The sequence below is a fragment of the Streptomyces sp. A0592 genome, assembly GCF_004795115.1.
Classification (GTDB): domain Bacteria; phylum Actinomycetota; class Actinomycetes; order Streptomycetales; family Streptomycetaceae; genus Streptomyces; species Streptomyces erythrochromogenes.
Window position 1 is genome coordinate 89,975 of record NZ_SSBM01000025.1, and the last position, 14,819, is coordinate 104,793.

Consider the following 14,819-nt stretch of genomic DNA (forward strand, 5'->3'; position numbering starts at 1 on the left):
CGATGGGTCGTGAAGGGCTCCCGCGGCCCGCGGGCGGGGAGTTCGATCCGAGAGAGTGCCCCGCCCCCCGGCGGAGTAGTCCCACCCTTTTGTGTAATGGTCCCACCACGTTGCGTGCTGAAAGGCTGCCTTCCGCAGACCCATGGAGTGATCGAAAGGGAAAGACATGTCGGTCCAGGCAGGTTCCGAGTCCGAGGCCCAGACACCGCAGCGCAGTCTGGGGACGGCGGCCGCACGGAACTTGGCAACCACGACCAAGTCCGCGCCGCAGATGCAGGAGATCACTTCGCGGTGGCTGCTGAAGGCGCTGCCGTGGGTGTCGGTCCAGGGTGGCACCTACCGGGTGAACCGGCGGCTGAGCTACTCGGTCGGCAACGGCGTCGTGGAGTTCGTCAAGACCGGGACCCAGGTCCAGGTGATCCCGGCCGAGCTCGGCGAACTCCCGCTCCTGCGCGACTACGAGGACCTCGACGTCCTCGGCGAACTCGCCCAGCGGTGCCGGCAGATCGACTTCGAGGCCGGCCAGGAGCTGACCTCCTTCGGCAGCCCCTCCGACGAGGTCTTCCTCCTCGCGCACGGCCGCATCGACCAGATCGGCCCCGGCCCCTACGGGGACGACGCCGTCCTGCGGACCGTCGCCGACGGCGCCTACTTCGGCGAGGACGCCCTCGTCGATGAAGAATCGATTTGGGAGTACACCGCCCGCGCCGCCACCCCCGGCACCGCCCTCACCCTGACCCGGCAGGACTTCCAGCTGCTGGCCGACCGGGTCCCCTCGCTGCGCGAGCACCTGGACCGCGTACGCTCCACGCCCGCCCAGCGCACCAACAAGTACGGCGAGGCGGAGATCGACCTCTCGGCCGGCCACCAGGGCGAGGCGGTCCTCCCCGGCACCTTCGTGGACTACGAGGGCCGCCCGCGCGAGTACGAGCTCTCCATCGCCCAGACGGTCCTGCGCGTGCACACCCGCGTCGCCGACCTCTACAACCAGCCGATGAACCAGACCGAGCAGCAGTTGCGGCTCACGGTCGAGGCGCTGCGCGAGCGCCAGGAGCACGAGATGCTCAACAACCGCGACTTCGGCCTGCTCCACAACGCCGACTACGACCAGCGCATCCAGCCGCACGACGGCGGCCCCACCCCCGACGACATGGACCAGCTGCTCAGCATGCGGCGCGGCTCCAAGCTCTTCCTGGCGCACCCCAAGGCGATCGCCGCCTTCGGCCGCGAGTGCAACAAGCGCGGGATCTACCCGGAGACGATCGACGTCGACGGCACCCGCGTGACCACCTGGCGCGGAGTGCCGATCTTCCCGAGCAACAAGATCCCGATCAGCGACGCCCGCACCACCTCCATCCTGTGCATGCGCACCGGCGAGGACGAGCAGGGCGTGATCGGCCTGCACCAGCCGGGGATCCCGGACGAGATCGAGCCGAGCCTGTCGGTCCGCTTCATGGGGATCAGCGAACAGGCGATCATCTCCTACCTGGTCACCGCGTACTTCTCGGCGGCGGTGCTGGTGCCGGACGCGCTCGGCGTGCTGGAGAACGTCGAGATCGGCCGTTGGCGCTGAGCGAGGTGAACGCGATCGCGACCGGCGAGGGCCAGGAGGCCGCGGCCCTCCTGGAACGTACGAGAGAAACGGTCAACCCGGAACTGCGCCGCACCGTCGAGAGCCTGCCGGGCGGCATGCGGCGCGTGGCCATGTACCACTTCGGCTGGGAGCACGCGGACGGCACCCCGGCCGAGGGCAGCCCCGGCAAGGCCATCCGGCCCGCACTGGTGCTCGCCGCCGCCCAGGCCCTGCAGGGCCAGGGCGGCGGTGGCCCGGTCGACCACGCCGTACCGGCCGCGGTCGCGGTGGAGCTGGCGCACAACTTCACGCTGCTCCACGACGACGTCATCGACAAGGACGTCCGCCGGCGCGGCCGGGCCACCGCCTGGACGGTCTTCGGGACGCCGGACGCGATCATCACGGGCGACGCCATGATGGCGCTCGCGCAGCGCCTGCTCGCGGACGATCCGCACCCCGCCGCCGCGGCGGCCTCGTCCCGGCTCTCGGCCTGCATCATCGAGCTGTGCGCGGGCCAGCAGGCCGACTGCGCCTTCGAGCAGCGTCCGGACGTCTCGCTCGACGAGTGCCTGACCATGGCGACGGCCAAGACCGGGGCACTCCTGGGCTGCGCGTGCGCGCTGGGCGCGCTGTACGCGGGGGCTGGGCCGGACGAGGTCGACGCCATGGACGCCTTCGGCCGGGAGGCGGGTCTGGCCTTCCAGCTGATCGACGACCTGATCGGCATCTGGGGGGACCCGGGGCACACCGGCAAGTCCGCAGGGGCCGACCTGATCGCCCGCAAGAAGTCGCTGCCGGTCGTGGCCGCCCTCACCTCGGGCACCGCGGCGGGCCGGGAGCTGGCCGACCTGTACGCGGGCCCCATGACCGGGGACGACGTGCTCCGGGCGGCCGACGCGGTGGAGCGGGCCGGTGGGCGCGACTGGGCCCAGGTCCAGGCCGCCGACCGGATGGGCCGCGCGGTCCAGCAGCTGTCCCGGGCCGTTCCGGACCTCGGGGCGGCGGGCGGGCTGCTGGCGCTGGCGGAGTTCGTGACGCGCCGTACGAGGTGATCACCCGAGGACGGGGGGGGAGGCCCGTTCCGGCACCGCACGGTGCCGGAACGGGCCTTACCGCATGGACGCGCCAACTCTAGGATCGCTGACGGTTGTTGACCGTTGAGCGAAGGGTGTGACCAGTGGCGCTGGAGATACGTCAGGCGGATCAGTCGGACCGGGACGCGGTGGCGCGGCTCCTCGACGAGGCCTTCCGCACCGACCCCGTGAGCAGCTGGGTCTTCCCGGATCCGGAGCACCGGGCCGCCGTGCACGGGAGGTTCCTGGGGGTCTTCGTCGACGTCGCGCTGGCCGAGGGCCGGATCGACTACGCGGTGGACGGCTCGGCGGCGGCGCTGTGGCTGCGGATCCCGGCGGGTGAGCCGGAGGGCGAGGACGAGGTCCCGGCGAAGATGCGGGCCGTGGCCGACCCGGACAACGAGCGGTGCGAGCTGGTGGGGCGGCTCACGGGCGCGGTGCACCCGACGTCCGAGGAGCACGAGTACCTGCTGATGATCGCGGTCGCCCCGGGCCGGCAGGGGGAGGGGCTGGGCACGGAGCTGATGCGGCCGGTGCTGGAGCGCTGCGACCGCGAGGGCGTGCCGGCGTACCTGGAGGCGAGCAGCGAGCGCAGCAAGGGGCTGTACGAGCGGCTCGGCTGGGAGTTCACGGGCGACGCGGTGCGCCTGCCGGACGGTCCTCTGATGTGGCCGATGTGGCGCAAGCCCAGGGGCTGACGGCCGCCCGGGTGCGGGAGCTTGCGTAACCACTTCACTCGAAGTACTTTACTTGGCGTGCCCCGGTGCGGTGGCGCTGTCGGACGAAAGAGAATCGCTTGCGCAAGCTCACGTACTTCATCGCCACCACCGTCGACGGGTTCATCGGTGCCCCCGACGGCGACGGCGATTTCTTCTACGGCCGGCTCGACGCCGAGTTCGTCGAGCACCTCAAGGCCGAGTACCCGGAGACCATCGCCGCCCAGGGGCGCGCGCAGCTCGGGATCGCCGACACTCCGCCGAAGCGCTTCGACGCGGTCCTCATGGGGCGCGCCACCTACGAGCCGGGCCTGAAGGCGGGCATGACCAGCCCCTACGGACACCTGCCCGAGCAGTACGTCGTCTCGCGCTCCCTCACCACCCCGCCCGACCCGCAGGTGCAGCTGATCAGCGGCGACGTGGCGGCCCGGGTCCGTGAGCTCAAGGCCCGGGACGGACTCGGCATCTGGCTCTGCGGCGGCGCGGACCTGGCCACCCAGCTCATCGACGAGATCGACGAGTTCGTCGTCAAGACCTACCCCGTCTTCGCGGGCACCGGCATGCCGATGACACGCGCCGGCTTCGGGGTGCGGCCCCTGGAGCTGACCGGGGTCACCGCCCTCGGCGGCGGCCAGGTCATCAGCACCTACGTCCGCACGGGCTGACCAGCGGACATACGAAAACCGGCCTACCGTGGAGGTATGGCCGGTGAACAGCAGCACGCGCACGAGACCGTGGCCCCGCAGGCCGGGCACGAACAGCAGACGTGCCCGGCGTGCGGGCTCCGCGTCGACACGGTGGTCAGGCGGCGCAAGTCACTCGGGGTCTTCATCCCGGTGTGGAGCCGGGGTCCCTGCCGGAACCCCGACTGCACGGACAGCGTGGATCACGAGGGGCGGTGACTCAGCCCGTGGGCGCGAGGTCCTTCGTGCCCAGGCCGGAGGCGAACCCGTTGGCCCAGAGCTGGTTGACGCGTGACCGCTCGGCGGAGTTCGGGGTGGCGTTCTGGCACGAGGTGCCCGGGCCGCCGCCCGACATCAGCTCGCTGCACGGGCCGGAGTAGTGGTCCGGCAGACCCAGCACGTGGCCGGTCTCGTGCGAGGTCACCCGGGTGGAGTTGTACTGCTGGTTCTGCCGGTAGTCGAGGAAGATGTAGCCCCGGCCGTGCCCGTCCGTGCTCGCGTACGAGCCGCGCGAGTCGTTGCCCTCGCGGTATGAGAAGTTGCCGCCGGAGGACACCTCCTGCAGCCGCACGTTGCTGACCGAGCTGTTCCAGATGCGGGTGGAGTTGGCTATCTGGGTGCGGAAGCTCGGCGCGTTGCGGGTGTTGTACGTGACGGTGACGGCGAGGGCGCCCGGGTTCGCGGCACGCTGCTCGGCGACCGAGCGCTGCACGGCCTCGAAGAAGGCGCGGTTGGCGGCCTCGTTCTCCGGCGAACGCTCGTACGCCGCGAAGCTCGCGGCATTGCCGACGGGGGCGGACGCGGCGGCGGCGGTGGGGACGGCGCCGAGAGTGGCGGCGAGACCGATGCCGACGGCGGTCGCCAGCAGGGCCTTACGGGAGTGGCGCATGTGGGGGAGCTCCTACTCATCCGGTGCGGTGGGGGGTGGGTCGTTCGGTACCGGAGTCTGCGGGAGCGGAACGGGCCGGCGGATGATGTCACTGGCCGATAGCGCCGGCCTATCGGGAAGATTTCGACAGCCCAACTAGCGTGAGAATGGCGGGATTCGGGGGGCTATCGGTGGCTGGTGCGGTCCACGGGCCCGGCCTACCCTCGGGGCATGGAGCTTGAGGTCAGGCACCTGCGCGCGCTGTGCGCCATCGCCGACGCCGGCAGCCTGCACAAGGCCGCCCGGCAACTCGGCGTGAGCCAGCCCTCGTTGACGACCCAGTTGCGCCGCATCGAACGGGCCCTGGACGGCGAGCTGTTCCTGCGCGAGCGGACCGGCTGCCGGCCCACTCCTTTCGGCCGCACCGTGCTGGGCCGGGCCCGGCCGCTTCTCGCCGACATGGCCGCGCTGGTGGCGGAGGCCCGGGCGCAGGCCCACGGCCCGCGGCTGCGCATCGGATCGACGGCCAGCCGGGCGCTGCCGGGATGGCTGCGGCGCCTCCACCGGCGGCTGCCGGACACCGAGACCTCCCTCCTGGTGGACGTCTCGGCGAACGCGCTGCTCAGGATGGTCGCCACCGGGCAGCTGGACGTGGCGTTCGTGCACGAGGTGGAGGGCAGTCCGCTGCGGGTGCCCGAGGGGCTCCAGACGCACGTGCTGATGGAGCGGGAGCCGCAGTTCGTCTCGATGCCGAGGGACCATCCCGCCGCGAGACAGGAGATCGTCTCCTTACGGGACCTGGCCGCGGACCGCTGGGCGGTGGATCCGTCGGTCGACGGTGAATGGGACGGCCTGCGCAGGGTCTTCGCCGGGGCCGGGCTCGACCCGCCGGTGCTGCACACCGACTACCACACGGCGACCTCGCTGATCATCTCCGGCGAGGCCGTCGCGCCCTGCCAGCCGACCTCGGGGCCGCGCGAGGACATGGCGATCCGGCCGCTGTGCGGGGACCCCCTGGCCGTGCGGCTGCTCCTGGCGACCCGCCCGGGCGCGCACGCGGAGGTCTACGAGGACCTCCGCGCGGCCTACCGCGAGGCGGCCCTGCGCACGCCCCCGTACCGGGCGTGGCTGCACCACCACGCGAGCCCCCTGCTGGAGGCGGCCTGACCCGCTCCCGGGGGAGCCCCGACGGCCCGACTCCGGGCGCGCGCCCGGTCGTAGGCCAGCGAGAGGGCGCCCTGGGCCAGTAGGAAGGCACCGGCCGCGGCCCACGCCGGGCTCCGGCGCCGGGCCGCCCACGCCAGGACCGGGGCACCCGCGGCCACCTGTGCCGCGCCCAGCCGCCGGGCTCTCGGACCGCGGACCCACGGGCCCAGCGGGCCCGCCTCCACCCCGTCGAGCCGGGCCCGCAGGGCGTCGCGCCGGCCCGACCGCTCCAGCGCCTCCACGCCCGGGGCCATCCGGGCCGCGCTGCGCAGCCGGTCGGCCGGTTCGCCCGGCGTCAGGCCGGGCGGCAGGGCCAGGCCGGCGCGGGTCAGCAGCGCGGTCAGCCCGCGCAGCCGGGCCGGGCCGTCCGCGCCCGGCCCGGAGCCGGGGCGGATGAGCCGCTCCAGCTCCTCCAGGTCGAGTACGGGATCCAGCCCGAGCCGCGCCGCCAGGGTCCGCATCGCGTCGGGATCGCCGGACGGCTGCCCGGCCGCGTCCCACTGCTGGGAGACCGTCCGCCGGAAGCCGCCGGCCAGCGAGAACCCGGCCCGCTCGCCCTCCCACCACAGGCCCAGCACCGGCCGGTCGGCGCCGAGCGCGATTGTCGAACCCCAGCCGGAGAACACCTCGGCCGTGCTCTCCTCGCCCGCCAGCCACGGCTTGTCCTCGGGAACGAGCACCGTCCACGCGCCGGCCGGGGCGAGCAGCAGGCGTACGCGCAGCAGGTGCGCGGGGGAGCGGGCGGTGAGCGGGTCGGTGCGGCAGAGGAGCAGCCCGCCGGTCGGGGGCCCGGAAATTGACATGCTCACACGCTAAGGCAAATCACCCCCAAATGGCGGATTGCGACACGCTGCTTGACTTCACCCGACCGCGATATATCGTGTTCTCAGAAGACGCGATATGTTGCGTGCGTCGAGCCTGTCCGTGAACGCACGAGGAGGATCAGCACCATGTCAGAGCAGTCGTCCCAGCCGTCGCGGTCGACGTGGCACTTCGCCGAACCGCAGAAGCTCACCTTCGAGGAGCCGGTGACCGAGCTCCGCGTACGCGTCGTCAGCGGAACCGTGAACGTGGTGGCAGCCGAGGAGGGCCCGGCCCGCCTGGAGGTGACCGAGGTCGACGGACCGCCCCTGTATGTCGTGCAGGAGGACGGCGTCCTCACGGTCTCCTACGAGGACGTGCCCTGGAACGGCTCCCAGGGCCTCAAGCAGTGGTTCGAGGACAAGCCCTGGAAGGCCTGGTCCGGTTCCTCCGCCTCCGGCCGCAAGGTGTGGGAGCGCCGTGTGGCGGTCACCCTCACCGTGCCCGCCGCCACCCGCGTCCACGTCGCCACGGTCGACGCCGCCGCCTTCGTGTCCGGCATCTCCGCCGAAACCGACGTCAAGGGGGTCTCGGGCGATGCCACGCTGGTCGGACTGTCCGGCCGGGTCAAGGCGCACACCGTCTCCGGCAGCGTCGAGGCCCAGTCGGTCACCGGCGACCTCGGCTTCCACTCGGTCTCCGGCGGCCTCACCGTCGTCGACGGCGCGGGCGTGAGCGTGCGCGCCGACTCGGTCAGCGGCGACATGCTGATCGACCTGGACCCCGGCCCGGACGCCGAGCGCCCCGTGGACATCGCCCTGAACTCCGTCTCCGGCCAGGTCGCCATCCGCCTCCCGCACCCCGCCGACGCCCGCGTCGAGGCCAACACCGCCACCGGCGGCGTCTCCAACGCCTTCGAGGACCTGCGGGTCTCCGGCCAGCTCGGCGCCAAGCGGATCACCGGCACCCTCGGCTCCGGCGCCGGCACCCTGCGGGCCACCACGGTCTCCGGCGGCATCGCCCTGCTGCGCCGCCCGCAGGCCGACCCCGACACCCCCGCCCCGCTCGCGCTCGACAAGAAGGTGCTCTGACATGCCGCCCGTCTTCGCCCACGGCCGCCTCCGCCTCTACCTCCTCAAGCTGCTGGACGAGGCCCCGCGCCACGGCTACGAGGTGATCCGCCTGCTGGAGGAGCGCTTCCAGGGCCTCTACGCCCCCTCCGCGGGCACGGTCTATCCGCGCCTGTCGAAGCTGGAGGCGGAGGGCCTGGTCACGTACGCCACCGAGGGCGGGCGCAAGGTGTACTCCATCACCGAGGCGGGCCGCGCCGAACTGGCCGACCGCAGCGGCGAGCTGGCCGACCTGGAGCTGGAGATCCGCGACTCGGTCACCGAACTGGCCGCCGAGATCCGCAGCGACGTCCGTGGCGCGGCGGGCGACCTGCGGCGCGAGATGCGGGAGGCGGCCTCCGCGTCGGCCACCCGGGTGGGCGAGGACGACTCCTGGAAGGCGGCCAAGGAGGAGCTGCGCAAGGCCAGGCAGGAGTGGAAGGAGCAGGCCCGCCGGGCGAAGGACGAGAGCCGCCGGGCCCGTGAGGAGGCGCAGACGGCCCGCCGCCAGGCCAAGGAGGCCCAGGACCGGGCCCGCGAGGAGGTCCAGCGCATCGCGGGCCAGCTCCAGGAGCAGTTCGCCAAGTCCGGCGGTGTCCTCGGCGGTCTGGCCGGCGCCTGGCTCGGCGGCGGTTCCCAGGGCGCCGGCGCGGCGGGCCGGCCCGATGCGGCCCACGCGGGCCGGGCCCCGGGCTGGGCCGCGGACCTGGCGCCCACCGGCGACCCGGCCCGTGACCTGGACCGGCTGCTGGACCGCTTCCGCGACGAGGTGCGCGACGCCGCGCGGGACCACGGGGTGACCGAGGCCCGGGTGGCCGAGGCCCGCGACCACCTCGCGTCCGCCGCGGCCCGGCTGAACGGGACGTTCGCCCCCCGCCCGTAGCCCGTAGCCCCTGGCCCGTGGCGCCGCGCCGAACGCCCCCGGCGGGGCCGGGGCCCCGGGACTCCGCCCGGGCCCTCGGCGTGACCCAGGGCCTCGCGCATCGAACGCCGCCGGGGCCGAGCCGCTACGCCGCCGGCTTAGATTCCGCCGTGGCGTAGGTGATGCCGTGGTCCGCCAGGACCTCGGACACCGTGCCGGGGCGGGAGAGCAGGGCCAGCAGCAGGTGCAGGGTGCCGATGTGGTTGTCCTTGCGGCCCAGCGCGATGCGCAGGGACTGCTCCAGCACCTTCTTCGAGCCCTCGGTGAAGGGGACGTGGCGGCTGCCGCCGAGGTCGTCCGGTTCGGCGCGCCCCAGGGCCGAGCGGAGCGAGGAGCCCAGGGTCCGCCGGCGCGGCGCGGGCGCCGCGAGGGCCCCTTCGCCGTGGGTCTCCTCGATCCGGGAGACGATCTCGGTGAGGTCGATGCCGAGTCCGGCCAGTGCCTCCTCGTCCGCCCGGGACATGCCGCCCCGCCGACGGGCCGCCGCGAGGTCGGCGGCCACCGCCGCGCGGTCCACGCCGAGGGGGTCCAGGGCGCCCAGGGCCAGCAGGGACAGCAGCAGGTGTTCCTCGGTGACGGTGGCGGCCCGGGCCTGCCGGGCCTCGGCCACCGCCCCGGTCACTGCCGACCGGGCGTCACGGGTGAAGCGTTCGAACATCAGAGCCTCCCGTACTTCTTGTGCACGGCCTGCCGGCTGACGCCGAGCTCGGCCGCGATCTCCTGCCAGGACCAGCCCTGCGCGCGGGCGCTGCGTACCTGTACGGCCTCCAGCTGCTCCAGCAGCCTGCGGAGGGCGGCCACGGCACGCAGGCCCACGCGCGGGTCCCGGTCACCGGCCCGCTCGGCGAGATCAGTGGCTTCGGTCATGCATGTCAATGTAGGTTGACGCGGGAGAATCGTCAACCCTGGTTGACATGAAGGGGGGTCAGGGCTTGAGGACGATCTTTCCGAAGAGGTCGCCCGAGGCGAGCTTCTCGAATCCCTCGCGCGCCCGGTCCAGCGGCAGGACCTCGTCGATCACCGGCCGCAGCCCGGTCGCGGCGCAGAAGGCCAGGAGATCCTCCAGCTCGTCCTTGGAGCCCATCGTCGAGCCGACGACCTTCAGTTCCAGGAAGAAGATCCGGGTCAGCTCGGCGTGCGCCGGGCGATCGCCGCTCGTGGCGCCGGAGATCACCAGGGTGCCGCCGGGACGCAGGGACTTCACCGAGTGGGACCAGGTGGCGGCGCCCACGGTCTCGATCACCGCGTCCACCCGCTGCGGCAGCCGGGCACCCGGCTCGAACGCCTCGACCGCGCCGAGCTCCACGGCCCGCTTGCGCTTGGCCTCGTCGCGACTGGTGGCGAAGACCCGCAGGCCCGCCGCCTTGCCGAGGGCGATCGCGGCGGTCGCGACACCGCCGCCGGCTCCCTGGACCAGGACGGAGTCCCCGGGGCGGACCCCGGCGTTCGTGAACAGCATCCGGTACGCGGTCAGCCAGGCCGTCGGGAGGCAGGCGGCCTCCTCGAAGGACAGCTCGGCGGGCTTGCGCAGGACGTTCCAGGCGGGGACGGTCACCTGCTCGGCGAAGGTCCCCTGGTAGCGCTCGGTCAGGATCGAGCGGGGCTCGTCCGGGCCGACCCCGTGGCCGCTCTGGCCGATCACGGAGTGCAGGACGACCTCGTTGCCGTCCTGGTCGATCCCGGCGGCGTCGCAGCCGAGGATCATCGGGAGGCTCTCCTCGCCGAGGCCCACCCCGCGCAGCGACCACAGGTCGTGGTGGTTGAGGGAGGCGGCCCTGACGTTCACGGTCACCCAGCCGGGACGGGCCCGGGGAGCGGGGCGGTCGCCCAGCACAAGGCCGTTCAGCGGCTGGTCACGGTCGATTCGGGCGGCATAGGCAGCGAACATGCGGCGACGCTACCGCTCGGTAGGTCCCCGTTCCAGACCTCCCGCGACCGCACGGGTGAGGCCTTCGTCGCACCCGGCCCGCTCCCGCGGGCGGCAGGGGCCCCCGGCGCGGCACCGCGCGAGCGCCGCGCACATGCGAAGAGGCCCGGCCGGAATGGATCCGGTCGGGCCTCTTCGCGTACTGCTCGGGTCCGTGATCAGGCCAGGCGGGCCACGCCGTCGGCCTTGGCCGCCGCGGCGACGGCCGCGGCGACGGCCTCCGCGACGCGCTCGTCGAACGGCGAGGGGATCACGTAGTCGGCGGCGAGCTCGTCACCGACGACACCGGCGATGGCGTCGGCGGCGGCGATCTTCATGCCCTCGGTGATCCGCGTGGCGCGCACCTTGAAGGCACCCGCGAAGATGCCCGGGAACGCCAGCACGTTGTTGATCTGGTTCGGGAAGTCCGAACGGCCCGTGGCCACGACCGCCGCGTACTTGTGCGCGACGTCCGGGTGGACCTCCGGGTTCGGGTTGGCCATGGCGAAGACGAAGGCGTCCTTCGCCATGGTGGCCACCGCCTCCTCGGCGACGGAGCCGCCGGAGACGCCGATGAACACGTCCGCGCCGGCGAGGGCCTGCTCCAGCGAGCCGGTCTGGCCGGTCTTGTTGGTCAGGCCCGCGATCTCCGCCTTGACGTCCGTCAGGTCGGAGCGGTCCGCGGACACGACGCCCTTGCGGTCGGTGACGCAGACGTCGCCGATGCCCGCGTCCACCAGGATCTTGGCGATGGCGATGCCCGCCGCGCCCGCGCCCGCGATCACGGCGCGCAGGTCGCCGAGGGTGCGACCCGTGAGCTTGGCGGCGTTGCGCAGCGCGGCCAGCGTCACGATGGCCGTGCCGTGCTGGTCGTCGTGGAAGATCGGGATGTCCAGCGCCTCCTGGAGGCGCCGCTCGATCTCGAAGCAGCGGGGGGCGGAGATGTCCTCCAGGTTCACCCCGCCGAAGGAGGGCGCCAGACGGATGACCGTCTCGACGATCTCGTCGGTGTCCTTGGTGGCGAGCGCGATCGGGACCGCGTCGACACCGCCGAACTGCTTGAAGAGGATGGCCTTGCCCTCCATCACGGGGAGGGAGGCTTCCGGGCCGATGTCACCGAGGCCGAGCACGGCCGTACCGTCGGTGACGACGGCGACCACGTTGGACTTCCAGGTGTACTCGTTCACCAGCTCCGGCTGCTCGGCGATGGCGGTGCACACCTTCGCCACGCCCGGGGTGTACGCCAGGGACAAGTCGTCCTTGTCGTTCACCGGAACGGTTGCCTGGATGGCCATCTTGCCGCCCCGGTGCAGTGCGAACACCGCGTCGGGGTTGTTGTCCGTCGCACTGTCGCTGCGAGGGTTGACGATCTCCGCTGCCACTTCGTGTGACCCCTTAATTCCTTTTGTTCGTTGAGGGTGGCCACTCCTGGTTAAGGGGTGGGCGGGCACCGCGTCCGTACTCCGCATCGACGGTTGGCCCGTCTCCGCGAAGGGGAGGTTCGTACGCGCGGGCGCGCCGCACGCGCGCCCTGAGCCCCGGATGAGGGGTGTAAGGATCTGTTCTACCCGAAGAACGCTCGCTCAGACGAGTCGATTCCGGCTCAACCGTAGGTCAACTGCCCGCCTTTTGGCGAAAAGTCCAAACCTTCGCGTCCGGTGGGCGAGACGCTCCGTAGAAACTGCGCCCAAAAGGCCTGGTCACGGCAGTATCTGCGGCCTCGAACCCCCTTGCCCGCAGTCCTGTTGGCCTACCCGTGTCGCCCGTTATGCGATTTTGACCTGACGGGCAGCCTGAATGTCTCAGTCCGAATGGCAAGATGCCGTAATCACACAAGGTCGCGACACTCGATGGTGCGTGTCCGACCGTTTTTCGATGCTTTTCGACCCCTGTCGGAGGAACGAAGCCATGACCGCTAGCACCACCCGTCGTACGACCGCCGCACGGTCCCGGATCGCCGCGGTCGGCGCGATCGCGGTCGCCGGCGCCCTGATCCTCACCGGCTGTGGCGACCAGACCGACAAGGCGTCGTCGACCCCGTCGGGTGCGGCGAACAACAGCAGCGCGCCGCTCTTCTCGAAGCTTCCGAAGAAGATCCAGGACGCCGGTGTGATCAAGGTCGGCACCGACGCGACCTACGCGCCGATGGAGTTCACCGAGGGTGGCAAGATCGTCGGCGTCGACCCCGACGTGGCCGCAGCCCTGAGCAAGCAGCTCGGCGTCCAGTTCAAGTTCGAGTCGGGCACCTTCGACACGCTGATCGGCAGCATGCAGACCGGCCGCAGCGACCTGGTCATGTCCTCGCTCACCGACACCAAGGCCCGTCAGGAGGGCCTGGACGACAAGGGCGCCAAGACCGGTGCCGGCGTCGACTTCGTCGACTACTTCTCCGCCTCGACCGGCATCCTGGTCAAGAAGGGCAACCCGCAGGGCATCAAGACCCTCGACGACCTGTGCGGCAAGACGGTCGCCGTCCAGCGCGGCACCACGTACGAGGAGTCCGCGAAGACCCAGGCCGAGAAGTGCAAGACGGACGGCAAGGGCGAGCTCAAGGTCGAGTCCTTCCCGACCGACGCCGAGGCCCAGACCCGTGTGAAGGCCGGTGGCGCCGCCGCCGACCTGAACGACTCCCCGGTCGCCGCGTACATCGCGCAGACCGCCGGTGGCGGCAACGACTTCGAGGCCATCGCCAACCCGACCGACGCCGGCCTCTTCGGCATCGCGGTGGACAAGAAGAACACCGAGCTGCGCGACGCGCTCAAGGAAGCCCTCGACGCGATCATCAAGGACGGCACCTACAAGGCCGCGCTGGACAAGTGGAACGCCGGCTCCGGCGCCGTCACCGAGGCCAAGATCAACGCCGGTTCCTGACCTCCGCGTACCACCGCAGCACACTGAAGGGCAGTCACTGTGACTGACAAGCTCGACAAGGACCCGGGTCCGGCGGACACCCCGCCGGCCGGTTCCGTCCCCCCCGAGGCGATCCGCGCCATCCCGGTCCGCCACTACGGCCGCTGGATCAGTGCCGTGGTCGTCATCGGCCTGGTCGTGGCGCTCATCGTCGCCTTCTCGCAGGGCAACGTGCGCTGGGCGACCGTGCCGGAGAAGCTGTTCGACCCCTCGATCCTGCGAGGTGTCGTCAACACGATCTGGATCAGCGTCACCGCCATGGCCCTGGGCCTGGCGCTCGGCGTCCTGTTCGCCGTCATGCGCCTCTCGAAGAACCCGGTGACCAGCACCATCGCCTGGTTCTACATCTGGCTCTTCCGCGGCACCCCGGTGTACGTACAGCTCCTCATCTGGTTCAACCTCGCCCTGATCTTCCCGATCCTGAACCTCGGGTTCTACAAGGACGAGATGACCCAGGTCATGACGCCGTTCCTGGCCGCGCTGCTGGGCCTCGGCCTCAACGAGGGCGCGTACATGGCGGAGATCGTCCGTGCCGGCATCCAGTCGGTCGACGAGGGCCAGACCGAGGCCTCGCACGCGCTGGGCATGACCCGGACGCAGACCATGCGCCGCGTCGTCCTGCCGCAGGCCATGCGGGTGATCGTGCCTCCCACGGGCAACGAGTTCATCAACATGCTCAAGACGTCGTCGCTCGTCGTCGCAGTGCAGTACTTCGACCTGCTGCGCGCGGCCCAGGACATCGCCTCGACCTCGTTCGCGGTCATGGAGATGTTCTTCGTCGCCTCGATCTGGTACCTCGCGCTGACCAGCGTGTTCAGCGTCGGCCAGTACTACCTGGAGCGCCGCTACGCCCGTGGCGCGCTCCGGACCCTGCCGCCCACGCCGCTGCAGAAGATCAAGGCGAAGCTGTCCAGCTTCTCGAACAGCAAGGCGGTGGCCTGATGACTGCCATGGTGAAGGCCGAGGGCGTCCACAAGTCCTACGGTGCGGCGCACATCCTCAAGGGCATCGACCTGGAGGTCGCCCCGCGTGAGGTCTTCTGCCTGGTCGGC

The 14,819-nt window shown here is 71.8% G+C and carries 16 protein-coding genes and 1 pseudogene; 11 read left to right on the forward strand and 6 right to left on the reverse strand.

The features are described from left to right. The first annotated feature begins 166 nt into the window (after positions 1-166). From E6U81_RS28570 to E6U81_RS28590, 5 genes are all read left to right on the forward strand, one after another. The gene (locus E6U81_RS28570; RefSeq protein WP_136232936.1) at positions 167-1,573 is read left to right on the forward strand and encodes a family 2B encapsulin nanocompartment shell protein; all 1,407 of its coding nucleotides are present in this window, start codon (positions 167-169) and stop codon (positions 1,571-1,573) included. Then, a complete protein-coding gene (locus E6U81_RS28575) occupies positions 1,564-2,625 on the forward strand; it encodes a family 2 encapsulin nanocompartment cargo protein polyprenyl transferase (protein WP_136232937.1) in 1,062 nt (353 codons plus the stop codon). Before E6U81_RS28570 ends, E6U81_RS28575 begins: the two co-directional genes overlap by 10 nt. A gap of 125 nt (positions 2,626-2,750) precedes the next feature. Further along, positions 2,751-3,344 (forward strand): GNAT family N-acetyltransferase, encoded by a 594-nt coding sequence (locus tag E6U81_RS28580; protein WP_136232938.1) that lies wholly within the window; start codon positions 2,751-2,753, stop codon positions 3,342-3,344. Positions 3,345-3,442: 98 nt separating this feature from the next. Further along, positions 3,443-4,027: a dihydrofolate reductase family protein gene (locus tag E6U81_RS28585; protein WP_136232939.1), complete on the forward strand. Its 585-nt coding sequence runs from the start codon at positions 3,443-3,445 to the stop codon at positions 4,025-4,027. A gap of 36 nt (positions 4,028-4,063) precedes the next feature. After that, positions 4,064-4,264 carry a hypothetical protein gene (locus E6U81_RS28590; protein ID WP_136232940.1) on the forward strand — a complete coding sequence of 67 codons (201 nt, stop codon included), beginning with the start codon at positions 4,064-4,066 and terminating at the stop codon, positions 4,262-4,264. A gap of 1 nt (position 4,265) precedes the next feature. Here the strand turns inward: E6U81_RS28590 and snpA are convergent, their stop codons facing one another. Beyond that, positions 4,266-4,934, reverse strand: coding sequence for a snapalysin (snpA, locus tag E6U81_RS28595; RefSeq protein WP_136232941.1), 669 nt, complete (start codon positions 4,932-4,934; stop codon positions 4,266-4,268). 210 nt (positions 4,935-5,144) lie between these two features. Here snpA and E6U81_RS28600 point away from each other — a divergent pair, with 210 nt between their 5' ends. Further along, positions 5,145-6,080, forward strand: coding sequence for a LysR family transcriptional regulator (locus tag E6U81_RS28600; protein WP_136232942.1), 936 nt, complete (start codon positions 5,145-5,147; stop codon positions 6,078-6,080). Here the strand turns inward: E6U81_RS28600 and E6U81_RS28605 are convergent. Next, positions 5,999-6,916: a hypothetical protein gene (locus E6U81_RS28605; RefSeq protein WP_240804059.1), complete on the reverse strand. Its 918-nt coding sequence runs from the start codon at positions 6,914-6,916 to the stop codon at positions 5,999-6,001. The genes E6U81_RS28600 and E6U81_RS28605 overlap by 82 nt on opposite strands. Before the next feature lie 153 nt (positions 6,917-7,069). On the opposite strand from E6U81_RS28605, the gene E6U81_RS28610 reads away from it, so the two are divergent. Together E6U81_RS28610 and E6U81_RS28615 are read left to right on the forward strand one after the other, a co-directional pair. Continuing rightward, positions 7,070-8,011, forward strand: a complete 942-nt coding sequence (locus E6U81_RS28610; RefSeq protein ID WP_136232943.1) for a DUF4097 family beta strand repeat-containing protein — start codon at positions 7,070-7,072, stop codon at positions 8,009-8,011. Position 8,012: 1 nt separating this feature from the next. Then, complete coding sequence (locus E6U81_RS28615; RefSeq protein WP_136232944.1) at positions 8,013-8,912, forward strand: PadR family transcriptional regulator; 900 nt, start codon at positions 8,013-8,015, stop codon at positions 8,910-8,912. 124 nt (positions 8,913-9,036) lie between these two features. Here E6U81_RS28615 and E6U81_RS28620 read toward each other — a convergent pair whose 3' ends face one another. The 4 genes from E6U81_RS28620 to E6U81_RS28635 all read right to left on the reverse strand — a co-directional run bounded on the left by E6U81_RS28620 (position 9,037) and on the right by E6U81_RS28635 (position 12,239). After that, positions 9,037-9,609 (reverse strand): Clp protease N-terminal domain-containing protein, encoded by a 573-nt coding sequence (locus E6U81_RS28620; RefSeq protein WP_136232945.1) that lies wholly within the window; start codon positions 9,607-9,609, stop codon positions 9,037-9,039. Then, on the reverse strand, positions 9,609-9,818 hold the full coding sequence (locus tag E6U81_RS28625; RefSeq protein WP_030013034.1) for a helix-turn-helix domain-containing protein: 210 nt from the start codon (positions 9,816-9,818) through the stop codon (positions 9,609-9,611). The genes E6U81_RS28620 and E6U81_RS28625 overlap by 1 nt, the downstream gene beginning before the upstream one ends. 58 nt (positions 9,819-9,876) lie before the next feature. Further along, positions 9,877-10,839 (reverse strand): zinc-binding dehydrogenase, encoded by a 963-nt coding sequence (locus E6U81_RS28630; RefSeq protein WP_136232946.1) that lies wholly within the window; start codon positions 10,837-10,839, stop codon positions 9,877-9,879. A gap of 197 nt (positions 10,840-11,036) precedes the next feature. Next, positions 11,037-12,239, reverse strand: coding sequence for an NADP-dependent malic enzyme (locus E6U81_RS28635; protein WP_030963439.1), 1,203 nt, complete (start codon positions 12,237-12,239; stop codon positions 11,037-11,039). 526 nt (positions 12,240-12,765) lie between these two features. Between E6U81_RS28635 and E6U81_RS28640 the strand changes: the two genes are divergently transcribed. The 3 genes and pseudogenes from E6U81_RS28640 to E6U81_RS28650 all read left to right on the forward strand — a co-directional run. Next, positions 12,766-13,728 carry an ABC transporter substrate-binding protein gene (locus E6U81_RS28640; RefSeq protein ID WP_031151656.1) on the forward strand — a complete coding sequence of 321 codons (963 nt, stop codon included), beginning with the start codon at positions 12,766-12,768 and terminating at the stop codon, positions 13,726-13,728. A 111-nt stretch (positions 13,729-13,839) separates the two neighbouring features. Beyond that, on the forward strand, positions 13,840-14,709 hold the full coding sequence (locus tag E6U81_RS28645; RefSeq protein WP_225885144.1) for an amino acid ABC transporter permease: 870 nt from the start codon (positions 13,840-13,842) through the stop codon (positions 14,707-14,709). 8 nt (positions 14,710-14,717) lie between these two features. Then, positions 14,718-14,819: pseudogene (locus E6U81_RS28650) on the forward strand (ectoine/hydroxyectoine ABC transporter ATP-binding protein EhuA); the annotation flags it as partial.